Genomic DNA, 25003 nt, shown 5'->3' with positions numbered 1-25003 from the left:
TGATTCCTTATCGGGTAATAAACAGGTAGTAAATATTTTTTAATGGAGGAAGTTTTATGAATGCACAAGTTTATGTCATACTCGCAATTATATTTGTAATTATTATTGCCGTTTTTGCTGTAATCAATGTGGACCCTGTTGCAGTGAACTATTTATTTTGGACACAGGAGTCTCCTTTAATTCTGGTTATTCTTTTTTCTGTATTAATGGGAGGATTGATTACTGCAGCAGTAGGAGCTATCAGACTATACAGAGCACATCACGAAGTGAAAAAACTCCGCACAGAAAATGAGCGTCTTAAAAAGCGCATGGCAGCAAATGGAATGACGGATGAACTGGATAATGAAAATGGCAGAAACGATAAAAAAGATTACCAAGAATCCCGAAAAGAAATGCGTGTGGAAAGAAGAAATGCGAAAAGAACAGATAAAGAATAATCTGTTTAATCAATTTAATTCATAATCAGAGAAATCTATTTGATGCCCCTGGCTTACTTTAGTATAATAACTAGGTCAGGGGTGAATTTATGCTATCAAGTAAAGCGAATTGGAAATATATAGATAATCCTCCTGTAGAGGAGAGAGAGTCGCTCGACATTGCGATGTCACCTATTGTAAAAGATTTATTTTTACAAAGAGGAATTACGACAACAGAAGAAGCAAAACAATTTATGCAGCCCGATCTCAACCATTTGATTGATCCATTTTGTTTAAACGGTATGGAAAAAGCCGTAAAGCGAATCAAAGAAGCGGTAGATAATAACGAAAAAATAGTTGTATACGGAGATTATGATGCGGATGGAGTAAGTTCTACGGTTGTTTTGCTGCACGCATTGAATAAAATTGGTGCAGTTTATGAATATTATATCCCGAATCGGTTTACAGAAGGATATGGTCCCAATGAAGCTGCCTTCAGGCAGCTTCATCAAGCTGGATTTGGATTAATTATAACGGTCGATACCGGGATTGCTTCAATTCGTGAAGCCGAAGTAGCAAAGGAGCTCGGGTTGGATTTAATTATTACAGACCACCATGAGCCCCAAGCGGAGATACCGGATTGTTATACCATTATTCATCCGAAGCTGTCTGAAGCGTATCCGTTTAAAGAACTGGCAGGTGTTGGTGTTTCTTTAAAATTAGCACATGCTCTTCTCGGAGAACTGCCTGTGGAGGTGCTTCCTTATGCAGCGATAGGTACGATAGCTGATCTGGTCCCGCTGGTGTCTGAAAATCGAATTTTAGCTGCATTTGGTCTAAAAGAATTGCAACGCACAAATTATGTTGGCTTGAAAGCATTAAAACAAGTATGTCAGCTGGAAGAAACCATAACCGAAGAAGATGTAGGCTTTCGCATTGGACCGCGTATAAACGCTGTAGGAAGACTGGGTGATGCTGATCTGGCTGTTGATCTTCTGCTGGAAGAGGACGCGGAAATTGCTCTGGAAATGGCGAATGAATTGAATCACATAAATGAACAGCGTAAGAAAATAGTTCAGGATATTGTAGATGAAGCAATGGACATGGTTCAAACAGATAAGCGGATTATTATTGTAGCTAAAGAAGGCTGGAATGAGGGCGTATTAGGGATAGTTGCTTCAAAATTAGTTCAAAAATATGATCGGCCGGCGATTGTGCTTGCGAAAAAGCCGGAACAGGGAATTGTAAAAGGGTCAGCCAGAAGTATTCCTGCATTTGATTTATTCGAGGGCTGTATGACAGTCAGAGATTTGTTCACACACTTTGGCGGACATGCCCAAGCAGCGGGGATGACATTACCTGCTGAAAATCTAGAGCCGTTAGAAACTGCTTTAAATAAGCTGCTTTTTGAAAATTTATCAGAAGAAGATTTTAAGCAGGAATTATATATTAATGCTATATTAGATATGGAAGATATCAATGTTTCTCTTATCGAGGAGATAGGAAAGCTTTCTCCGTTTGGTATGGGCAACTCAAAGCCGTTATTTGAGATAAAGGAGATACCAAAGGAAGTCCGTCAAATCGGAAGCAGAAAGAATCACTTGAAAATGCAATTTGCTTCTTCCAATGCCCAAATAGATACAGTAGGTTTTGGATTTGGAGAGCTGAAAGAAGCTATTTCGCCATACACTAAAGTATCCGTTGCCGGCGAGCTTTCTGTTAATGAGTGGAATGGGAGAAGGAATGCGCAAATAATGCTGGAAGATTTAAAAATTACGGAACGGCAGCTCTTTGACTTTCGCGGAAAAAAAGCAGAGCAATTGCTTTCTGAAACGGTGAAAGAAGTTTTTGTTTGCGGAGAGCCTCTCCGGTTGAGAGAGCATCAGGAGACATTTACCTATAAAGAGGCGCTTTCTAAGAAACTTGATGCTTATCAGACCATTGGTTTTACTGAGTTGCCGGCTTCATTAGATGATATGAAGAAGATTATCCGGCAGGTGAATCCTGAAAATATTGTCATCGCGATACGTCAGGTGCCAAATCAATATCCATTTCAATTCCCTTCCCGGAAAGAATTTGTAGACTATTATAGCTTGATTAAACAGCATAAGAAGTTTCAGATTAAAGAGATGCAGAAAGCGATTGAACAGCACCGGGGCTGGAATGAAGCAAAAGTAATGTTTATGTCGGAAGTTTTTGCAGATTTAGGTTTTGCAGAGAAAAAGGATGGATGGCTCCGTTATGCGGAATCAGGGAATAAAAAGGATTTATCCGAATCCGAAATTTATCAATCCTGCATGAAACAAAAAGAAGCAGAAAATATACTTATCTATTCGAATTATCAAGATTTAAAAAAATGGTTTGAAGCTTGTATGGACACGCCCAACAACCTGAAGGAGGAAGCAGTATATGGATTATAAAGAATATATTGAGATTGTGGAGAACTGGCCGAAAGAAGGTGTCCGGTTTAAAGATATTACGCCTTTGATGGCTAATGGACCAGCTTACAAATCGTCTGTCGATGAAATTGTAGAATATGCAAAAGAAAAAGAAATTGATGTGGTTGTAGGTCCGGAAGCAAGAGGATTTATCGTAGGATGTCCGGTTTCCTATGCCTTAGAAATTGGGTTTGCTCCTGTTCGCAAAGAAGGCAAGCTGCCGCGGGAAGTAATTAAAGTTGATTACGGTCTGGAGTACGGAGAGAATGTATTAACTATTCATAAGGATGCAATTAAGCCTGGACAGCGTGTATTAATTACAGATGATCTTTTAGCTACAGGCGGTACCATCGAAGCAACGATTAATTTAGTTGAACAGCTTGGCGGAATTGTTGCGGGGTGCGCTTTCCTGGTGGAGTTAAGTTATCTGGACGGCAAGGATAAGCTGGAAGGCTACGATGTACTTACCATCATGACCTATTAAAAGCTATGGAAAAAAGAGTCAAAACAGATTCTGATACTGTGTTGACTCTTTTTGTATAGATTAATTTATCCGTATATATTAGGTTTTAGTTGGACAGACATATAAAAAAAGTCTTATAATAGTAATTATTATCGAATAATGTATTTAAATCGAAGAAATGTAAGAGATTTTAATTCAAAAGATGGCTTCAAGCTCTAAAATACTTGTTGCTATTTTTATTTTTATACAATTTATTGAATACTGAAGGTAAATAAAGGTGATTACATGGCAAAAGATGAAAATGTCAACATTACAGATATTGTAGAAAAAGTAAAAGAGTATTTATCTGATGACGATGTTGCTTTAATTGAACATGCATATGAATTTGCAAAAGAAGCTCATAAAGATCAATTTCGCAAATCTGGTGAGCCGTATATCATTCATCCGGTACAGGTCGCAGGGATACTGGCTGAATTATTAATGGATGCAGAAACAATTTCAGCAGGCTTTCTTCATGACGTAATCGAGGATACTGACGTCACATTTGAACAGATGGAAGAAGAATTCAATCATGAGATAGCTGCGCTTGTAGATGGGGTAACGAAGCTTGGGAAAATCCGCTATGAAACAAAAGAGGCCCAGCAAGCAGAAAACCACCGAAAAATGTTCGTGGCGATGGCGAGGGATATTCGTGTTATCATGATTAAGCTTGCCGACAGATTGCATAATATGAGAACGTTAAAGCATCTGCCGCCAGAAAAGCAAAGGCGTATTTCCAATGAAACGCTGGAAATTTTTGCTCCGCTTGCCCACCGCCTGGGAATATCAACAATAAAGTGGGAGCTGGAGGATACGGCATTACGTTATCTTAATCCACAGCAATATTATCGTATTGTTCAGTTAATGAAGCAAAAACGGGAGGAAAGAGAAACTTATATCCAGGAGGTTATTGCTGACCTCTCCCAGGAATTTGAAGCTGTAAATATTAAAGCAGAGATGTCCGGGCGTCCGAAGCATCTATACAGCATTTATCAAAAGATGGTCAATCAGAAAAAGCAATTTAACGAAATATATGATCTTCTTGCTGTCCGTATTTTAGTTGATAATATTAAAGATTGTTATGCTGTTTTAGGTATTATCCATACAAATTGGAAGCCGATGCCCGGAAGATTTAAGGATTATATCGCGATGCCGAAGCAAAATCTGTATCAATCCCTGCATACAACAGTTATTGGACCAAAGGGCGACCCGCTGGAGGTGCAGATTCGTACCAAGGAAATGCATGATATTGCCGAATACGGGATTGCTGCGCACTGGGCCTATAAGGAAGGAAAGCAAGCAAAAGGAAAAAGCTCTTTTGAGGAAAAATTGTCATGGTTCCGGGAGATTCTGGAGTGGCAAAGTGAAACACATGATGCAGAGGAATTTATGGAATCGCTGAAGATTGATTTGTTTTCAGATATGGTTTATGTTTTCACACCAAAAGGCGAGGTAATTGAGCTGCCGTCTGGATCCATCCCAATTGATTTTGCATACAAGATTCATACTGAAATCGGTAATAAAACCATTGGAGCGAAAATCAATGGGAAAATGGAACCTTTGGATTACGAGTTGCAAAATGGAGATATCGTGGATGTGATGACTTCGAAGCATTCCTATGGACCATCGCAGGATTGGCTGAAAATGGTTCAAACCTCACAGGCTAAAAGTAAGATAAAGCAGTTTTTCAAAAAACAGCAGCGTGATGAGAATATTGTCAAAGGAAAAGAAGCTGTGGAAAAAGAAATTCGCGCCTTTGATATTGAGCCTAAAGAAGTATTGACTCCAGATAATCTGCAGCGTGTATTCGATAAGTTTAATTTTACAAACGAAGAAGATATGTATGCTGCTGTCGGCTATCAAGGAATTACCGCAGCGCTGATAGCAACCCGTTTAACAGAACGAATTCGTCATTTGAGAGAAGCAGATCAGGATTTAGAGACAAAAATAGAAGAAGTAAAAACCAATAAAGCAAAACCATCCTCTAAGAAGGATTCGGGTATTGAAGTGGCAGGAGTAAATAATTTACTTGTCCGGATTGCAAAATGCTGTAATCCAGTTCCCGGTGATGATATTTTAGGGTATATTACAAAAGGCAGAGGAGTGTCTGTTCATCGTGCGGATTGTCCGAATGTACAAACCGAAGAAGCGAGGCAGCGCTATATCGATGTAAAATGGAAAACCCAATACGCGGAACGAAAGCAATATCATGTAGACCTGGAAATTACAGGATATGATCGCCGCGGTCTGCTTAATGAAGTATTGCAGGCGGTCAACGAAACAAAAACAAATATCACACATGTGAATGGCAGATCTGATCGTAATAAAATGGCAGTAATCCAATTAACTATTTTAATCCACAATACGAATCACTTGAAAAAAGTAGTTGATCGAATAAAGCAAATACAGGAAGTATATACCGTAACAAGAACAGTTCAATAAGGAGCGTTTGTTTTTTATGAAGGTAGTATTACAACGGGTGAAAGAAGCTTCTGTCACCGTCCGGGAAGAGAAAATAAGTGAAATACAAAAAGGATTTTTGCTGCTTGTTGGTATTACTCACGAAGACACAGAGGAAGACGTAAAATATCTCGTAAATAAGATTGTTCACCTGCGTGTCTTTGAAGATGAGAATGAAAAAATGAACCGTTCGATTAAAGATGTAGACGGGGGTATATTATCTGTATCGCAATTTACATTGTACGGAGACACTAAAAAAGGCAGACGACCAAGCTTTATCAAAGCAGCAAAGCCGGCCGAAGCAGAAGCATTGTATAATACATTTAATCAAGCATTACGTACAGAAGGCGTCATAACAGAAACAGGAGAATTTGGCGCAATGATGGATGTCCAGCTGGTAAATGACGGACCTGTTACATTGATTTTAGACAGCAAAGACAGATAAAAACGATTAAAGAATAAGATTCTTGTTTTGTGGAGATGCTATAAAAACTTAAAGAGGCCGAATCAAAAGGAGAAATGAAGTTATGCATCGACACACAAAACAACGCAATGCCAATAATTATTCTGAATTGATGATGACAGATTTCCATCATTTTATGAAAATGGAAAAATCATCAACCTATTTAGAAATAGCAATGGAGCTTGGAATTTCCATTCAGGAAGTAAAGCAATTGAAAAAAAGCTTAGGTCGTTCTTGACATTGTGAGCAACTAACCTTATTATTATAATCATTCCACTTCCACAAGTGTTTTCAGCGGGACGAGTAACCTCAGTCCCAGGATGTGGTGTGGCTTCTGCGTTGTCCACAGGGCGTGGGCGGTATTAGTAGAAGTTCCTTAAAATTAAATGATAAAAACCATTGAAGGAAAAAGTAATGTAAGTACAGATAGCAAGAGAGTAGTTGTCAACGGCTGGAAGCAACTATCTATACGACTTATATGAAAGACATTCTGGAGGAGTTATATCGAAATAGATGAGTAGATATAAACGTGTTGCAGGCGTTAACTGATAAAGGTGGATATCATTCAGATATCAACTAGGGTGGCAACGCGGGTAAAAACCCGTCCCTTATTTTTTATAAGGGACGGGTTTTTTGTATTGTCCAATAAAAATATGGGGCAGCCGTCAAACATTGCTTGTTATCATTTTCGCTAACCAGAAAATTACTTTCATCCGTGTTCTGTATATTCGCAAAGGAGGAAATAAAATGGCTATGAAGGCTCCAAGAGGAACAGTGGATATTTTGCCGGAAGATACGGCGAAATGGCAGTATGTTGAAAACAAAATTAAAGAAATTTGTGAAGCCTATTACTATCACGAAATACGCACGCCGATTTTCGAGCACACAGAAGTATTTCAGCGTGGGGTGGGAGATTCTACGGATATTGTACAAAAGGAAATGTATACTTTTGAAGATCGCGGAGGAAGAAGTCTGACCCTCCGTCCAGAAGGCACAGCTGCTGTAGCCCGTGCTTTTGTAGAAAATAAGTTATTTGGCAGTCCCAATTTACCGGAGAAGCTTTATTATTTCGGCTCGATGTTCCGTTATGAACGGCCGCAAAAAGGAAGAATGCGTCAACTAAATCAATTTGGCGTCGAAGCAATGGGAAGTGAAGATCCTGCAATTGACGCAGAAGTGATTGACCTGGCAATGCATATTTATCGCAGCTTAGGCTTGAAATCTTTGAAGCTGGTGATTAACTCATTAGGCGATAAAGAAAGTCGTCAAGCTCATCGTGACGCACTGGTGACTCATTTTGATCCATATCGTGAGGAACTTTGCTCCGACTGTCAATCACGATTAGATAACAATCCATTACGTGTATTGGATTGCAAGAAGGATCGTGATCATCCAGCAATGAAAACTGCGCCATCCATCTTGACCTATTTAAATGAAAAATCACAGGCTTATTTTGAGCAAGTGAAAGCTTATTTGGATGCAATGGATATTTCTTATACCGTAGACCCTAATTTGGTTCGCGGTCTAGATTACTATAATCACACTGCATTCGAAATCATGAGTGAAGCAGATGGATTTGGGGCAATCACAACACTGGCCGGCGGCGGCAGATATGATGGATTAATCAATGAATTTGGCGGACCTAACACTCCAGGTATCGGTTTTGGGATGGGATTAGAGCGCTTGTTAATGGCTCTTCAGGTAGAAAATATAGAAATCCCCGTAGATACAAAGTTAGACTGCTTTGTAGCAGGTTTTGGCTCTGAAAAGGTGCGTACAGAGGCTGTGAAAGCTGTTCATCAGCTACGTATGGCCGGTATCCAGGCAGACACAGATTACCAGCACCGCAAAATGAAAGGCCAGCTTAAAGCAGCAGACCGGTTAAAAGCTAGATTTGTGATTTTCTTAGGCGATGATGAACTTGAAAAACAAATCGTAACCATTAAAAATATGGAATCCGGGGACCAAAAGGAAGTTCCGATGAAGGATATTGTTAGCGAATTTAAAGTGTTATTGGAGGAGAGCTAAAAAATGACAGAACGTGTTTTATCTGGACACTTAACTGAAAAAGAAATTGAAAAGGAGGTCAGGCTGAAAGGCTGGGTCCAAAAACGCCGTGATCTTGGCGGACTTATATTCATTGATTTACGCGATAAATCCGGAATCATCCAAATCGTTTTTAACCCAGATTATTCCGGGGAAGCATTAGAAATAGCTGAAAGCATCCGCTCGGAATATGTAATCGATGTGGTCGGAAAACTGGTTTTACGTGACGAGGCAACCATAAATCCCGCTATTGCAACTGGTAAATTGGAAGTGCTGGCCAGTTCAATCACCGTATTGAATAAGGCAAAAAATCCGCCGTTTATGATTCAGGATGATGTAAATATTGCAGAAGATATCCGTTTGAAATACCGTTATTTAGATCTGCGCCGTCCAGGCTTGCAAGAAACGTTTAAATTACGGCATCAAACAACGCAAAGCATCCGCAACTATTTAAATAAAAATGAATTCTTAGAAATGGAAACTCCGATTTTAACGAAAAGCACGCCGGAAGGAGCCCGTGATTACTTGGTGCCAAGCCGTGTACATCCTGGTGAATTCTATGCGCTGCCGCAATCTCCACAGTTATTTAAACAATTGATTATGATGAGCGGTTTTGAACGTTATTACCAAATCGCACGCTGCTTCCGGGATGAAGATTTGAGGGCGGACCGTCAGCCGGAATTTACACAGGTTGATATTGAAACTTCCTTTTTAACAAGTGATGAAATTATGACAATGACGGAAGAAATGATGAAAGAGGTTGTTAAAGAAGTAAAGGGCGTCGATATTCAATTACCTTTACAGCGGATGCCTTATGATGAAGCAATGGATCGTTATGGCTCGGATAAGCCGGATACCCGCTTTGGGTTAGAGTTAATCCATGTATCTGATATTGTAGCTGATTCTGGGTTTAAAGTATTTAAACAGGCGGTAGAGAATGGCGGTAAAGTAGCCTTATTAAATGTGGAAGGTGCTGCTGCCGGCTACTCTAGAAAGGATATTGATAAATTAACAGAGTTTGTCAATATTTATGGTGCAAAAGGCTTAGCTTGGCTGAAAGTAGAGGAAGAAGAAGTGAAAGGCCCAATCAGCAAATTCTTGTCAGATGATGAAAAAGCAGCGATTGTGGATAAAGCCAATGCAAGCAGTGGAGATTTGCTGTTATTTGTAGCTGATAAATCAGCTGTTGTCTATGATAGTTTAGGCGCTTTACGCTTAAAGCTTGGAAAAGATTTAGGGTTAATTGATGAAGAAGCGTTTCATTTCTTATGGGTAACAGATTGGCCATTATTTGAATATGATGAGGAACTGGGCCGTTATTTTGCAGCACACCATCCATTTACATCGCCAATTGAAGCGGATAAGGAAAAATTATTGACTGATCCAATCAATGTTCGGGCAAATGCATATGACTTGGTATTAAATGGATATGAGCTTGGCGGCGGGTCCATTCGTATTCACCAAACGGAACTTCAAAACCAGATGTTTAAAGCGCTGGGATTCACAGAAGAAGAAGCAAGAGAACAGTTTGGTTTCTTGCTGGATGCACTGGAATATGGTGCGCCTCCTCATGGAGGAGTTGCGCTTGGTCTGGACCGTATCATTATGCTTCTGGCAGGACGCTCGAATCTGCGTGATACGATTCTATTCCCTAAAACAGCGTCTGCATCTGATTTGATGACAGAAGCTCCGAGTGAAGTGAGCAGAGATCAATTGCAGGAATTGTCAATTACATTGTCAAATCATGAAATGAAAGAATAGAAATAGTAGAATATGCACGGTATTTAAAATATCGTGCATATCATTTCAGGAATATTTGCTGAAAAATGTGAATTAAAAGCAACAAATCCTCAAGAATCTTGTGTTTATTTGGTTTTTCATATAAAATATAAAAACCTTCTAGTTGAGGAATCGGTTGAAATAAATAAAGGAGATGAATGATAGAGGCCATGGAAAATAAATTACAATATCAAAACAGAACAGCAAAAGAGTACGTGCAGGGAGTCTATGAGGAACTAAAGAATAGAAACAGCCACGAGACAGAATTTTTGCAAGCAGTAGAAGAAATTGTCGAATCTTTAGAAGGCGTTTTTGAGAAGCATCCTAAATATATGGAATTAGGCATTTTAGAGAGAATTGTAGAACCAGAGCGCTTGATTGCCTTCCGTGTACCCTGGGTGGATGATGAAGGCCGGGTTCAGGTAAACCGCGGATATCGTGTTCAATTCAGCAGTGCAATCGGACCTTATAAAGGCGGGCTTCGTTTTCATCCAACAGTAAACACAAGTATTATTAAATTTTTAGGCTTTGAACAAATCTTTAAAAATTCTTTGACCGGGCAGCCTATAGGCGGAGGAAAAGGTGGATCAGATTTTGATCCAAAAGGAAAATCAGACTTAGAAATTATGCGATTTTGTCAGAGTTTTATGTCAGAATTAGCTAGACATATCGGACAGGATACAGACGTGCCTGCAGGAGATATTGGTGTGGGCGCCAGAGAGATTGGCTACCTTTACGGGCAATATAAGAAAATCAAAGGCGCTGTAGAACCAGGCGTTCTAACAGGAAAAAGCTTAGGTTTTGGAGGCAGCTTGGCACGTAAGGAAGCAACTGGTTACGGTACAGTTTACTTTGTACAGGAAATGCTTAAAGATAATGGGCAGGACTTTTCTGGCAAAACAGTTATTGTATCCGGGTCAGGAAATGTATCGATTTATGCCATGGAGAAGGCAGCTGAATTTGGGGCAAAAGTTGTTGCCTGCAGTGACTCTAATGGATATGTCTATGATAAGAACGGCATCGATGTGGAACTTGTAAAGAAAATCAAAGAGGTAGACAGAGAGCGTATTAATGTATACTTAGAAACTTATCCAAATGCAGAATACGTTGCCGGCGGATCCGTTTGGGAGATTCCATGTGAGATTGCTTTACCTTGTGCGACACAAAATGAAATCGACGAAACTGCAGCAAAAACATTAATCAAAAATGGTGTTATTGCAGTAGGTGAAGGTGCTAACATGCCATCATCCTTAGATGCAATTAACCAATTCCAGGGAAATAATGTTTTATTCGCCCCAGCGAAAGCTGCAAACGCAGGCGGTGTAGCAGTATCAGCTCTGGAAATGGCGCAAAATAGCAGCCGCGTTTCCTGGAGCTTTGAAAAAGTCGATGAAAAGCTGCAAGGCATTATGCATGATATTTATCATAATAGCATCCAAGCCGCAAATGAATATGGTAAATCAGGAAATCTTGTTGCAGGGGCTAATATTGCAGGCTTCTTGAAAGTAGCAGATGCTATGGCAGAACAAGGAATTATTTAAATAAAAAATAGGCTTTCATATATTTGAACTTTGAATCAATGTATGCTAAGATTAATTCAAATAAAACGTTAATCATCCTGATGTGTACGTTAACAATTGGTATTTTGACCGAACACCTATAAGTTAGGGAGTCCGATTGGTCTTTAAAGTGCATGCATGCCTCAAGCAGGAAGCATAAAACCTTTAAAGCAGGACACCCACCTGCCAAAAGCGGGATCAAAACTTTATTGTTTGACGGCACTATCGGGATTACGCAAAAATACTGCACATTTTTTGTGCAGTATTTTTGTATATTGAAAAAAGGAATTCCGACTCCCTCCATCATTCCAATATATATGTCTGATTCAAACTAGTTAGAGCCTTGTGCAATCTGTTCAAGATTTCCGTTTTTATCCATACGGAAGGAAGGAGAATTCACAAGATTGGTATCCTCAAAAACTGTCATCTTGCGGGCACGATCCATAATCTGGATAAATGTCTGATAATCTTCTTTCATCGCTTGCAGCTGTTGTTCCGTATCTGCTAATTTCTTTTTTAATTCTTCGACTTTTGTCTGCAAGGATTGATTCTCACTCTCTAACGATTGCATCGACGATCTCGATTGATTGGAAGTATATAATTCTTTTTTTAGTGATTTTAAATACTTAATAACAGTATCTAAATTAAATGCTGCAACCGGTTCAGCACTTGTTTGTACGGCCGGCACCTCCACGGAAGTCTCCAGTGGCGGGATATTTTCTGTGCTTTCAACAGGCTCTGCTTTGGGAACAGCTTGAATGGTTTTGTTTAAAGCTCTTTTTCTTTCTTTTCTTTGTCTTTTTGCTAAATCAATTGCATTTTCGTATTTATTACGCACTTCTGCATTCCATCTGAATCCACAAGCTGCTGAAGTACGGTTTAAATGATCTCCCACTTCTTCAAAAGCGTTCAATTGGGTGCTGCCCTCACGAATATGCCGCAAGACAGTTTCTGCCAACAGCAAATCATCTTCATGAGACCAAGCGTCTTGTCTTACTTTTACCATGTTATTCACTCCTCATAATTATAAAAATACGTAGAAAATCTGTCATCCTTTATCGTTTAATGAATATACAGTTTTTCTTACACCTGCACGTTAAAAAGTGAGATTTCCTAACGTACTAGAAAGATTATAGTAATCTCTATTCTTTCCAGAGGAGTTTAAAATTATACATTGCTTTAAAATTATAGTGTGAGTTCAAAAGTTTGATAAAATGAAGCCTCCTGTTCTTTAAAGAGAGTGAAGAGTGCAAAAAAGCCCATACACATCAGGTCTAGAATGGATGTGTATGGGCGGAAAAAGGTCACTTTATCTAATTTTTGTTAATTCGTTCATATACTTGTTTTAATGCAGTCTCAAATTTTCCTGTGTCTTTGGGTGTATAGTAGTTTCGATTTTTAATGGTGTCAGGTAAATATTGCTGTTTGATCCATGCCCCTGGGTAATTATGCGGGTATTTATAATCTGCTCCTCTGCCAAGCTTAGTTGCCCCTGAATAATGTGCATCCTTTAAATGTGCTGGAATATCACCGCTGTTGCCTTTGCGAATATCCTCCAAGGCTGCGTCCAAAGCTTTATAGGCTGTATTTGATTTGGGAGAAAGGGCTAATTCCACAATAATATTAGCTAAAGGAATCCGCGCTTCCGGAAAGCCGATCCGTTCAGCTGCTTGAACAGCAGCAATGGCGCGCGGGCCAGCCTGCGGACTTGCCAGACCTACGTCTTCATATGCAATGACAATCAGCCTTCTGGCAATACTGTCTAAGTCGCCGGCTTCAATCAGACGTCCTAAATAATGAAGCGCTGCATCCACGTCGCTTCCGCGGATTGATTTTTGAAAAGCACTTAAAACATCGTAATGAGCATCTCCGTCTTTATCGTGAGAAAAGCTTTTTTTCTGCATACATTCTTCCGCAATTTCCAGTGTTATCTCGATTTGCCCCTCTGCGTCCGGCGGGGTAGAGCTGACCGCCAGTTCCAGGCCATTTAAAGCTGATCTCAAGTCCCCATTTGCTGAGATGGCAAAATGTTCTATAGCATCTTCATGGATATGAATCGCTTTATCTCCGTATCCGTTCGATGTATCCCGGACAGCGCGCTGCAGTGCCGTTTTAACATTGTCCAGCGTTAACCCGCGTAATTCAAATAAATGACAGCGGCTCCGGATTGCCGGGTTGATGGAATGGTACGGATTGCTGGTTGTACAGCCTATCAAGGTCAGTAAATTATTCTCTAAATGCGGCAATAAAAAATCCTGTTTTGCTTTATCCAGACGATGTACTTCATCTAAGATAAGAACTGTTTGACCTTGCATTTTAGCCTGCTCGACAACAATTTCCATATCCTTCTTTTTATCTGTAACGGCATTTAAGGTTTTGGAGGGAAGTCCGATTGTTTCTGCAAGGGCAAATGCCATGGATGTTTTTCCTGTTCCGGGAGGGCCGAATAAAATCATGGAAGAAAGCTGGTTAGCTTTTACCATCCGATCAATTATTTTCCCTTGACCTACCAGGTGTTCTTGTCCTATAATATCATCTATGTTTTTTGGTCGCATTCGAAATGCGAGTGGCTGTTTATACATGACATAACTTCCTTCATCTGTTTAGGTATCGTATTCTATTAGCTTAAAGCGAATATAGAAGAAATGCAAGAGGTTAGCAGTCATGCTATAATAGGTATTGATAATATAAATAATCAAATTTGTATAGGTGGAATTAAAAGTTGGTATAATGAAAGAATAGGTTTGAATAGAATCTTTCAGCTATTATTCGTCCGCTTGAAGACCTTTATACTTCAGGGATTAAAAAGGAAGTTTGAGTACGTTTCATAACTTGATGGAACTTTACTTGCTAAAGTTTTTCAGCGGGGCGGGCAGCTGCAGTCCCGTTTATTAGAAAAGGTAAAGTGAAGCCGGACTGTATGAGGTTTCCCTTTGTAACAACTTATTATAGTACATTATATAAATGACAGAAGATAGTTAAAAAAATTGAGGTGTAAATGATGAAAATTTCAACTAAAGGAAGATACGGACTGACAATAATGATAGATTTGGCAAAAAACGAAGGGAACGGGCCGATTTCCCTAAAGGTTATTGCAAAGGATAATGATCTGTCAGAACATTATTTAGAGCAGCTAGCTTCTCCATTAAGAAATGCTGGATTAATTAAAAGTATACGCGGTGCATATGGAGGATACCAGCTTGCTAAAAAACCGGAGGAAATTAAAGCCGGTGATGTGATTCGGGTGTTGGAAGGTCCGTTAACCATTGTGGAAGGCATGGAAAATGAGAAGCCGGCACAGGCATCCTTATGGCTGCAAATCAGAGATGCGGTAAAAGATGTATTAGAAAAAACGACTCTGGAAGATTTGGCAAATTATGATGAAAGTGATGAAGGACCTGCAGAGGCATATATGTTTTATATTTAAGGGCTGGAAAGGATTTTGACTCATGGAAGCAATATATTTAGACCATGCCGCTACTTCTCCTATGGCAAGAGGAGTTGCGGAGGCAATGATTCCTGTATATGAAGAAATCATTGGCAATGCATCAAGCGTTCATTCTTTTGGACGGAAGGCAAGGCAGCAGCTGGATGCTTCAAGGCAGGCTCTGGCAGCATCTATTGGTGCAAATGAAAAGGAACTTATATTTACAAGCGGCGGAACAGAGGCGGATAATATGGCGCTCACAGGCGTTGCAGAAGCAAACCGGAATAAAGGGAACCATATTATCACTTCCATTCAGGAACATCATGCTGCTTTGCATACAGCTGAAAAGTTAGAGAAACAAGGCTTCCGTGTAACCTATTTACCTGTTGATGAAAAAGGGCTGGTCTCGACGCAAGATGTTGAAGCAGCTTTAACGGATGATACGATTTTAGTTTCTATTATGTATGTAAACAATGAGACAGGTGTTATTCAGCCTATCAGTGAGATTGGAGAATTGCTAAAGGAGCATCAGGCTTATTTTCATACGGATGCTGTGCAGGCTTACGGTTTGCTGGATATTGATGTGCATGCACAAAACATTGATTTACTGACAGCAACTGCACATAAAATCGGCGGTCCTAAAGGGATTGGCTTTTTATATGCAAATGAAAAAGTAGCTATGAGTCCGATTCAATTTGGCGGGGAACAGGAGCGGAAACGCCGCCCCGGTACAGAAAACATTCCGGCGGCAGTCGGTTTTGAACTGGCATCGAATATTGTAATGGAAACGAAAGCTGCAAGAAATCAACAATATGAGAAATATAAACAAATTTTAATAGATACCTTTACAGAATCCGGCATTGATTTTGGTATCAATGGAGATCCGGAGAAGACTGTCTCCACGATAATCAATGTCCGTTTTCCAGGGGCGAATGTAGAAGCACTGCTTGCCAATTTTGATTTGAGCGGTGTTGCGGCTTCAAGTGGAAGCGCGTGTACAGCAGGAAGTGTTGAGCCTTCTCATGTATTGTCAGCCATGTTTGGTTCAGAAAGTCCGGTTACGACAAATTCAATTCGATTCAGTTTTGGACTGGCAAATACAGAAGAGAATGTAAAGGAAGCGGCAGAAAGAATTGCCGGAATCGTAAAACGATTAACAAGCTAAAGGAGGGGCGGAAATGAAAGAGAATAAAAATACACGTGTTGTTGTTGGTATGAGCGGCGGTGTCGACTCTTCCGTTGCAGCACTACTATTAAAAGAACAAGGATATGATGTTGTAGGGATCTTTATGAAAAACTGGGATGATACAGATGAATTTGGAGTCTGTACCGCGACAGAAGACTTTGATGATGTTGTCCGGGTCTGTAATCAATTAGATATACCCTATTACTCAGTCAATTTTGAAAAACAATACTGGGACAAGGTATTCACCTATTTTCTGGATGAATATAAAGCGGGAAGAACGCCAAATCCGGATGTGATGTGTAATAAAGAAATCAAGTTCAAAGCATTTCTTGACCATGCGCTTTCTTTAGGGGCAGATTATCTAGCTACCGGACATTATGCGCAGGTGGCAAGAGATGAAAATGGCAGTATTCAAATGCTGCGCGGGGCGGATGACAATAAGGATCAAACTTATTTCTTAAATCAACTCAGCTCAGATGTATTAGAAAAAGTCATGTTTCCGTTAGGGCATCTGCCAAAGCCGGAGGTCCGCAAAATTGCAGCTGATTATGGTTTGGTAACGGCAGCGAAGAAAGACTCTACCGGCATCTGCTTTATTGGAGAACGAAATTTTAAAACCTTTTTAAGTGAATATTTGCCGGCACAGCCAGGAAAAATGATGACGTTGGATGGGATTGAAAAAGGAAATCATGATGGGTTAATGTACTATACAATCGGTCAGCGTCAAGGGCTTGGCATCGGCGGTTCTGGTGACCCTTGGTTTGTTGTGGGCAAAAATTTAGAAGATAATTATTTATATGTTGCACAGGGCTATCATAATGATTATCTATATTCGGACTCGCTCGTAGCAACGGATATTAATTGGGTACAGCCGGATCAAATTGAAGAAACATTTACTTGCACAGCGAAATTCCGCTATCGTCAGAAAGATTCAGAAGTAACGGTGACAGTGAAAGACGATAAAGCCTATGTCGCATTTAAAGAAAGCCAGCGGGCAATTACGCCTGGCCAAGCCGTGGTATTTTATCAAGGCGATATTTGTCTCGGCGGCGGAACGATTGATGAAATTATTAAAGATAATAAAGCATTACAATATGTTGGTTAGTAGGATGGTTTGATAAATGGATAAAAATCAGCAGGCAATTGCATTATTAAATGAAAAAAAGTATGAAGAAGCAGCACAGCTGTTTAACGACGTTATTGAAGAGTCACCCAACGATCCGCTCGGTTATATTAATTTCGGCAACCTTTTAATGCAGCTGAATGAGACAGAAAGGGCAGAGCGCTTTTTTGAGCGTGCTGTTGAACTGGATGAAAAAGCAGCAACAGCTTATTATGGTTTAGGTAATTTATATTTTGAGAAGGAAGATTACCAGAAAGCTTCGCAAAAATTTCTAAAGGCAATTGAGCAGGGGCTGGAGGAAGCGGATGCTTACTTTATGCTCGGGATGTGCTTCCGGAATCAAGAACAGTGGAAGCTGTCTTTACCTTATTTACTGCGGGCAACCGAACTAGATTCTCAGGATGAGAGCTTTCTGTTTCAATATGGTTTGTCCTTGGCTCAGGTTGAATTGTTAGATGAAGCGCAAAAAACATTTGAAAAAGTGCTTGAATTGGATGAAGCGCATAGCGATGCTTATTATAATCTGGGTGTGATTTCTTTATTCCATGAGAAAATAGAGGAAGCTTTGCGTTATTTTGAAAAAGCACTGGAATTGCAGTCAGATCATGTCTTAGCTGCAAACGGAAAGAAAATTGCATTACAGTATATGGAGCAATTTGAGGATAAATAAGGGGTAATCATCATGGGAAACCAGATAGAAACAAAGGAAGCACTGCCTTTTGTAACAGGGAGCGTCATCAATACAATTTTTCGCAATGAGGCAGAACATTTCTCTATCGTCCGAATTAAAATAACAAAAACAAACCTTGATTATCAAGATAAAGAAATCATTGTAAAGGGGTATTTTGATCAGCTTCAGGATCAGACTGCCTATTGTTTTTATGGAGTGATGGAGAAGCATCCCCGCTATGGTTCACAATTAAAAGTACAATCCTATGAGACCATTCTGCCGACCACAAAGGATGGGCTTGTCCAATATTTATCCAGTGATTTATTTTACGGTGTCGGAAAAAAGAGTGCCTTAAAAATTGTAGAGAAGCTTGGAGAGAATGCTGTGTCTAAAATTATGGATGATCCCTCTGTTTTAGACGGCGTTTCCGGCGTATCCAAGGAAACAGGAAAAAAGCTGGCTGAGCGTCTCCGGGAAAATCAAGGATTTGAACGGGTTGCTGTTAAATTATCAGAGTACGGAATTGGTCTGAAAATGGCTCAGGTCATTTATCAGACTTATCGAGATGAAGCATTAGAGGTTCTGAAAAAAGATCCGTATCAATATGTTTTTGATATTGAAGGCTTCGGGTTCAAAATGGCAGATCAAATAGCTTCCGGACAAGGGATTTCACATACACATGAAAGCCGTATTGGTGCAGGTGTCATTTATATTCTACAGCAAAGCATTCAGGCAGGTCATGTGTATCTTCCGTTTGAAAAATGTATGCAGGAGGTTATTTATTTACTTCATCTGCCTAATCCAGACCAAGGCTCTGTTTCTGATGTAATTATGCAGTTAAATACAGAGAAAAAAGTTATTGTCATTGATGAACGTGTTTACCTGCCCTCGTTATATTATGCAGAGGATAACTTTACTGCCAGCTTGAAAAAAATTCTTACCAAACCGATAGAGGATGAAGTGCCTTTGGCGGAGCTTTTGAAGATAACGGGTGAGATTGAGGAAGAAGAGTCATTGAGCTATGGAAAAGAACAATTTGATGCCATTGTTCAGGCAATCCACTCAAAAATTATGATTTTAACAGGCGGACCGGGAACGGGGAAAACAACGGTAATCACCGGAATTATTCAAGCATTTGCCCAAATCCACGAGCTTTCTTTAAATCTATCGGATTATCAAAAGAAAGATAATTTTCCGTTTATATTAACAGCTCCTACCGGGCGGGCAGCAAAACGGATGTCTGAGTCAACTGGCTTGCCGGCTGTGACCATCCATCGATTACTTGGCTGGAACGGTATGGGCAGCTTTGAAAAAGATGAGCATGAACCATTATCCGGAAAGCTGCTGATTGTTGATGAATTTTCCATGGTTGATACCTGGTTAGCCAATCACTTATTTAAAGCTATTCCCGATACAATGCAGATTATTCTGGTTGGTGATGAAGACCAGCTTCCATCGGTGGGGCCGGGTCAGGTTTTAACTGATTTGATGAAAAGTGAGGTATTGCCGGTTATTTCATTAACGGATGTATATCGTCAAAAAGAGGGCTCTAAAATTATTCAGCTTGCCCACCAAATTAAAAACACCGATTGTGATAAAAATTCGTTGGAGAATGCGCGTGATTTCAGTTTTATTTCCTGTCATGATTATCAGATGACAGATGTGTTGACATCTATTATTGATAAAGCGCAAAAAAAAGGAATTGATTCTTCTTCTATTCAGGTGCTGTCTCCCATGTATCGTTCGCAAGCTGGCATTCATGCAATCAATGAAGCATTGCAGCAATTGATTAATCCTCCCGGCGAGAAAAAACGGGAGATTGCATTTCAGGATGTGGTTTATCGTGTCGGCGATCGTGTAATACAGTTAATCAATCAGCCTGAGGATGGCATATACAATGGGGACATTGGAGAGATTGTCGCCATGTTTAAACCGGAAGAAAATGCAGAGAATGAAGAACAGATTGTAATTGCATTTGAAGATAAAGAAGTTGTTTTCATTCGAAAAGATTATAATAACTTTACTCATGCGTTTTGTATTTCCATTCATAAATCACAGGGAAGTGAATTTCCAATTGTGATTCTTCCGGTGGTTTATTCACACCACCGCATGTTGCGAAAAAATCTTTTGTATACAGCAATTACAAGAGGAAAAGAGTCATTGATTATTTGCGGTGAAAAAGAGGCCTTTATTAAAGGTGTGCAAACGGAAGATACGAATCGCAGATATACTTCATTACAGGAAATGCTGCACATTCAATTAGCGAATCAAAAAGCGGAGAAGAAGGAATATGAAACGGTAGAGGACATCCCGGAGGAAGAACTGTCTCCCTACGATTTTATGGATTAAATGTATAAATATTTTTATTTGGGGCAATACTTGGACTGATAGAAGCAGAAAAAGGATGAAGATGTATGCTAGTATGTCCAAATTGCCGGGAAAAACAAATAGGAAAATTAAGCCCCACAAGTTATTATTGCTGGGTGTGTTCGATTGAATTAACAGTGTCTGGAAAGGAAGTACACATCCACCAGGTAGAAGCGGACGGGACACTCAGTTCATTAGACGATCTATTTTCAAAAGAAGAAAGAAGATTATTATAATATGGGTTTCTAAATCGGGCAATGGTTTTCGGCGGGGCGAGTAACCGCAGTCCTAGCCCCATCGGAAAAACCACGTCAGCTAAAAAGAAAAAGTTCGCCGATTATCATTTAGTAACTTTTTGAACATCCTATTATAAACTCCCAGTCTGTTGGTTACACTACCATGGACTGGGAGTGATTATTATGTGGAAAAAAATAAAGGCAAAGCAAGTCATCTATTTCCTTGTGATTGCTATCCTTTCTTTTATTCTTTTATATTTTTTAGCTATCACCAAACCATATTATGCGGCATTTTTTTCCTTTGTCTTTAAGCTGGTGCTTCCATTTTTGATTGCCGGAATTTTGGCTTTCTTGCTGCACCCATTGATTGAGTGGCTGCATCGATACCGGATTCATCGCGGGATCGCAATATTAGTGATATATCTGCTTTTTTTTGGAGGTGCCGGCTACGCAATATATCGCGCGTATCCATTAATTGTTGAACAGGTGAAGGAAATGAGCCGTAACTTTCCAGAATTTATCGCGCTGTACCAAGACGGGTTAAATAAGGTATATACCTCTACTGCTTTTTTACCGGAGACCGTACATGACAGGATGGATATGTTTATTCAATCCCTAGAGAATGCGATGAACAACTTTTCAGGGAAAATCATCGGCGGTTTTAATGGAATGATGGATGCGGTTATTCTCTTAACGATTATCCCGGTCCTTGTCTTTTATTTCTTAAAGGATTATCCATTTATCAAATCCTTTCTGTTTCGACTTATCCCGTATAAATATCGAAGCGACACAGGAAATGTATGCAAAGAAATAGGGAAAGGACTCGGCGGTTATATTCGTGGACAGTTTATTATCAGCGCAGCAGTCGGCGTTATTTCCACCTTGAGCTGGATGTGGTTAGATTTACCTTATGCTTTATTGCTGGGAATCATTTTGGCAATCGTCAACATCATTCCTTATTTTGGTCCGATCCTTGGTGCTATCCCGGTAGTAACCGTTGCTTATATGGTTGAACCGGAAAAAGCATTATTCGTTATCGTGATCATCTTTGTCATTCAATTGATTGAGAGTAATCTGTTATCGCCATATATAATGGGAAAAACAGTAAAGATTCATCCGATCGGCATTATTTTCGCCTTGTTATTAGGCGGACAACTGGCCGGCGTCATTGGTATGGTTATTTCAGTCCCTGTTTTTACCATGTTGAAAGTATTGATTCAGCAGTATCAGGTTTCAAAAGCCGGCTAAATTAGAAATAAGTATTTCATTATGTATTTTCTAAAGGCGAAAAATTGACATACAGCGGAAAAATCACTATAATAACGCTATAATCATACAAACAACAGGAAATGATAAAAAACTGTCATTTTTAATCATGTAGAACACGTTGAAGGTATTAAGTACATGACATGATATTTCAAGAGAGGGACTCCCCCGGCTGAAAGGAATCCTAATTATACTGTTATGGAAAGCTACACTGGAGTACGGCTAATCCCCGTCGGTATCATACCGTTATAATGATGAAAGTGATGAACATGGATTGTTCATAATAAGGGTGGTACCGCGAAATCTCGTCCCTGCAATGATGCAGAGAGGAGATTTTTTGTTTGATAAAAAAAGGAGGGAAAATGATAATGAAATTTTTAAGTTCCGCAGAAATTCGGCAAATGTTTATTGATTTTTTTAAAGAGAAAGGGCATCAGGTTGAACCAAGTGCTTCTTTAGTACCGCATGAAGACCCTACGCTTCTTTGGATTAATAGCGGGGTGGCAACATTAAAAAAATATTTTGACGGCCGGATTATCCCGGATAATCCTAGGATTGTGAATGCACAAAAAGCAATACGTACAAATGATATTGAAAACGTCGGTTTTACAGCGCGTCACCATACGTTTTTTGAGATGCTAGGAAACTTCTCCATTGGTGATTATTTTAAAGAAGAAGCGATTGAATGGGCATGGGAGTTTTTGACAGATGAGAAATGGATAGGTTTTGATCCGGAAAAATTATCTGTCACGGTTCACCCGGAAGATGATGAAGCGTATGATCTTTGGCTGCAAAAAATTGGTCTGCCAAAAGAGCGGATCATCCGATTGGAAGAAAACTTCTGGGATATTGGAGAAGGCCCAAGCGGACCGAATACCGAGATTTTTTATGATAGAGGCGAAAGCTATGGAAATGACCCGGCTGATCCAGAACTTTATCCGGGGGGAGAAAACAGCAGGTATTTAGAGGTTTGGAATCTCGTGTTTTCGCAATTTAACCATAATCCAGACGATACGTATACACCGCTGCCAAAGAAAAACATTGATACAGGAATGGGATTAGAACGGTTAACCTCCATTATTCAAGAGGTACCTACAAACTATGAAACAGATTTATTTATGCCGATTATCCAGGCAACGGAAATGATTGCAAACAGCAAATATGGGGAGGATGATGCAGCGGATACGGCATTTAAAGTAATTGCTGATCATATTCGAACAGTCAGCTTTGCCATTGGTGATGGGGCCATGCCGTCGAATGAAGGCAGAGGTTATGTCCTGCGCCGGCTGCTTCGCCGTGCTATCCGTTTTGCGAAGGACCTTAATATCCATGAAGCCTTTATGTACCGTCTTGTTCCGGTAGTAGCTGAAATTATGAAAGATTTCTATCCGGAGGTTGTAAAGGAAACAGACTACATTCAAAAAATAATTAAAGTGGAGGAGGATCGCTTCCATGAAACGTTAAATGATGGATTAGAAATCTTAACCAAACTTATGGAAGCAGAAAAAGAAAAAGGAAGCACGATATTTCCTGGGGAAGAAGTATTCCGCTTATATGATACGTACGGTTTTCCAAAGGAATTAACAGAAGAATATGTAGAAAAACTTGGTTTTACTGTGAATCAAGAAGGCTTTGAAAATGAAATGAAGCTGCAGCGTGAAAGAGCAAGAAATGCACGGCAAAAAGTGGATTCCATGCAGGTTCAAGACACTGTTTTTTCAACGATAGATGTAGAAAGTGAATTTGTAGGATATTCTTTATTAGAAAAAGAAACGGTCATTCAAGCAATCATTCAGGGCAAAGAAACAACAGAATCTGCAGAAGCAGGACAAGAAGCATATATTCTGCTGAAGGAAACGCCATTTTATGCGGAAAGCGGTGGGCAGGTTGCTGATATTGGTTTCATTCAAACAGATCATGCCTATGCGGTCGTTACGGATGTGCAAAAGTCTCCAAATGGCCAGCATATACACCGTGTAGAAGTAAAAGAGGGCGTATTACAGGTTGGGGAGCAAGCAGAAGCGGTTGTTGACCGTGCATTTCGGAATGATGTCATTAAAAACCATACGGCGACGCATTTACTTCATCAGGCATTAAAAGATGTACTGGGTTCTCATGTTAATCAGGCAGGTTCATTGAACGGGACCAATCGTCTCCGCTTTGATTTTTCTCATTTCAGCAGTGTAACGGATGAAGAACTGGATGAAATCGAAAAAATAGTAAATCAAAAAATATGGGAATCGATTCCGGTTGTGATTGAAACAAAAGGAATTGAAGAAGCAAAAGCGATGGGGGCAATGGCCTTATTCGGTGAAAAATATGGCGATGTTGTCCGGGTTGTTCAAATCAATGATTACAGTATTGAGCTGTGCGGCGGATGCCATGTGAGCAATACAGCTGAAATAGGCTTGTTTAAAATCGTATCAGAAAGCGGCATAGGTGCAGGTACAAGAAGGATTGAAGCTGTTACAAGCAAAGAAGCTTACAGCTATTTAAATAATAAAATCGAATTGTTGAAGCAGTCAGGTACATTATTAAAAGCTAAAGACGAGCAGATTCCGCAAAAAGTGACTGCTTTACAATCGGAATTAAAAGAAACACAAAAACAGGTAGATTCACTGCAGGCTAAACTATCTAATCTCGAAGCATCTTCTATTTTAGATGAAATAAAAGAGGTAAATAATGTAAAAGTTCTGGCTAAACAAGTCGATGTAAAAGATATGAATCAGTTACGTTCGATGGTAGATGAATTAAAACAAAAAATAGAATCAGGTGTAATTCTTCTCGCAGCTGTCAATAATAATAAAGTACAGCTTATTGCAGGAGTGACAAAAGACCTGATGAAACAAAATCTCCATGCCGGAAACTTGGTGAAGCAGGCAGCTGCAATTTGCGGCGGCGGTGGTGGTGGCCGTCCGGATATGGCACAGGCTGGGGGAAAAGACCCATCTAAAGTTACAGAAGCATTACAAAGTGCTTTAACTTATGTAACAGACGTGACAAATGCTTAATCCTTGGTTGTATGTTTTCTCGTTAATAAGTATAATGATAGAGATAAACATGTT

The 25003-nt window shown here is 39.8% G+C and carries 19 protein-coding genes, 1 other RNA gene and 2 other annotated features; of the genes, 18 read left to right on the top strand and 2 right to left on the bottom strand.

What is annotated here, in order from left to right:
* Nucleotides 1-56 precede the first annotated feature (56 nt).
* The 10 genes from BN997_RS18190 (at nt 57) to ssrS (ending at nt 11899) form a co-directional block, all read left to right on the top strand.
* A complete protein-coding gene (locus tag BN997_RS18190; protein ID WP_042534349.1) occupies nt 57-437 on the top strand; it encodes a LapA family protein in 381 nt (126 codons plus the stop codon).
* 89 nt (nt 438-526) lie between these two features.
* Entirely contained in the window at nt 527-2836 is a 2310-nt protein-coding gene (gene recJ / locus BN997_RS18185; protein ID WP_042534347.1) for a single-stranded-DNA-specific exonuclease RecJ, read from the top strand.
* Nucleotides 2826-3338: an adenine phosphoribosyltransferase gene (locus BN997_RS18180; protein ID WP_042534345.1), complete on the top strand. Its 513-nt coding sequence runs from the start codon at nt 2826-2828 to the stop codon at nt 3336-3338. The genes recJ and BN997_RS18180 overlap by 11 nt, the downstream gene beginning before the upstream one ends.
* 264 nt (nt 3339-3602) lie before the next feature.
* Entirely contained in the window at nt 3603-5798 is a 2196-nt protein-coding gene (locus BN997_RS18175) for a RelA/SpoT family protein (RefSeq protein WP_042534343.1), read from the top strand.
* 16 nt (nt 5799-5814) lie between these two features.
* Nucleotides 5815-6261, top strand: coding sequence for a D-aminoacyl-tRNA deacylase (gene dtd / locus BN997_RS18170; protein WP_042534341.1), 447 nt, complete (start codon nt 5815-5817; stop codon nt 6259-6261).
* Between the two features lie 82 nt (nt 6262-6343).
* On the top strand, nt 6344-6517 hold the full coding sequence (locus BN997_RS23305) for a hypothetical protein (RefSeq protein ID WP_175297065.1): 174 nt from the start codon (nt 6344-6346) through the stop codon (nt 6515-6517).
* Nucleotides 6518-6669: 152 nt separating this feature from the next.
* Nucleotides 6670-6891: a binding site (T-box leader), on the top strand.
* Between the two features lie 135 nt (nt 6892-7026).
* Nucleotides 7027-8307, top strand: a complete 1281-nt coding sequence (gene hisS, locus BN997_RS18165; protein WP_042534339.1) for a histidine--tRNA ligase — start codon at nt 7027-7029, stop codon at nt 8305-8307.
* 3 nt (nt 8308-8310) lie between these two features.
* Nucleotides 8311-10086 (top strand): aspartate--tRNA ligase, encoded by a 1776-nt coding sequence (aspS, locus tag BN997_RS18160; RefSeq protein ID WP_042534337.1) that lies wholly within the window; start codon nt 8311-8313, stop codon nt 10084-10086.
* A gap of 188 nt (nt 10087-10274) precedes the next feature.
* Complete coding sequence (gdhA, locus tag BN997_RS18155; RefSeq protein WP_042536285.1) at nt 10275-11645, top strand: NADP-specific glutamate dehydrogenase; 1371 nt, start codon at nt 10275-10277, stop codon at nt 11643-11645.
* Nucleotides 11646-11716: 71 nt separating this feature from the next.
* Nucleotides 11717-11899: non-coding RNA, 6S RNA (ssrS, locus tag BN997_RS22755), on the top strand.
* A 95-nt stretch (nt 11900-11994) separates the two neighbouring features.
* Here the strand turns inward: ssrS and BN997_RS18150 are convergent.
* Together BN997_RS18150 and BN997_RS18145 are read right to left on the bottom strand one after the other, a co-directional pair.
* On the bottom strand, nt 11995-12669 hold the full coding sequence (locus BN997_RS18150) for an RsfA family transcriptional regulator (protein ID WP_042534335.1): 675 nt from the start codon (nt 12667-12669) through the stop codon (nt 11995-11997).
* A 307-nt stretch (nt 12670-12976) separates the two neighbouring features.
* Nucleotides 12977-14245, bottom strand: a complete 1269-nt coding sequence (locus BN997_RS18145) for a replication-associated recombination protein A (protein ID WP_042534333.1) — start codon at nt 14243-14245, stop codon at nt 12977-12979.
* Between the two features lie 419 nt (nt 14246-14664).
* On the opposite strand from BN997_RS18145, the gene cymR reads away from it, so the two are divergent.
* The 8 genes from cymR to alaS all read left to right on the top strand — a co-directional run bounded on the left by cymR (nt 14665) and on the right by alaS (nt 24949).
* Nucleotides 14665-15090 (top strand): cysteine metabolism transcriptional regulator CymR, encoded by a 426-nt coding sequence (gene cymR / locus BN997_RS18140; protein WP_042534331.1) that lies wholly within the window; start codon nt 14665-14667, stop codon nt 15088-15090.
* Nucleotides 15091-15112: 22 nt separating this feature from the next.
* Entirely contained in the window at nt 15113-16255 is a 1143-nt protein-coding gene (locus tag BN997_RS18135; protein WP_042534329.1) for a cysteine desulfurase family protein, read from the top strand.
* 13 nt (nt 16256-16268) lie between these two features.
* On the top strand, nt 16269-17381 hold the full coding sequence (gene mnmA / locus BN997_RS18130; RefSeq protein WP_042534327.1) for a tRNA 2-thiouridine(34) synthase MnmA: 1113 nt from the start codon (nt 16269-16271) through the stop codon (nt 17379-17381).
* Nucleotides 17382-17397: 16 nt separating this feature from the next.
* Nucleotides 17398-18069 carry a tetratricopeptide repeat protein gene (locus tag BN997_RS18125; protein WP_042534326.1) on the top strand — a complete coding sequence of 224 codons (672 nt, stop codon included), beginning with the start codon at nt 17398-17400 and terminating at the stop codon, nt 18067-18069.
* Nucleotides 18070-18081: 12 nt separating this feature from the next.
* Nucleotides 18082-20418 (top strand): SF1B family DNA helicase RecD2, encoded by a 2337-nt coding sequence (gene recD2 / locus BN997_RS18120; protein WP_042534325.1) that lies wholly within the window; start codon nt 18082-18084, stop codon nt 20416-20418.
* 65 nt (nt 20419-20483) lie between these two features.
* Nucleotides 20484-20672 (top strand): hypothetical protein, encoded by a 189-nt coding sequence (locus BN997_RS22750; protein WP_084612979.1) that lies wholly within the window; start codon nt 20484-20486, stop codon nt 20670-20672.
* A 183-nt stretch (nt 20673-20855) separates the two neighbouring features.
* Complete coding sequence (locus BN997_RS18115; RefSeq protein ID WP_052485078.1) at nt 20856-21920, top strand: AI-2E family transporter; 1065 nt, start codon at nt 20856-20858, stop codon at nt 21918-21920.
* Nucleotides 21921-22050: 130 nt separating this feature from the next.
* Nucleotides 22051-22254 (top strand) — a binding site (T-box leader).
* Nucleotides 22255-22306: 52 nt separating this feature from the next.
* The gene (gene alaS, locus BN997_RS18110) at nt 22307-24949 is read left to right on the top strand and encodes an alanine--tRNA ligase (RefSeq protein ID WP_042534323.1); all 2643 of its coding nucleotides are present in this window, start codon (nt 22307-22309) and stop codon (nt 24947-24949) included.
* Nucleotides 24950-25003: the final 54 nt, after the last annotated feature.

It is taken from the genome of Oceanobacillus oncorhynchi (genome assembly GCF_000821065.1).
GTDB classification, from domain to species: Bacteria; Bacillota; Bacilli; order Bacillales; family Amphibacillaceae; genus Oceanobacillus; species Oceanobacillus oncorhynchi.
Note: the sequence above shows the minus strand (reverse complement) of the source record. Positions and strands in the feature narration are given on the sequence as shown.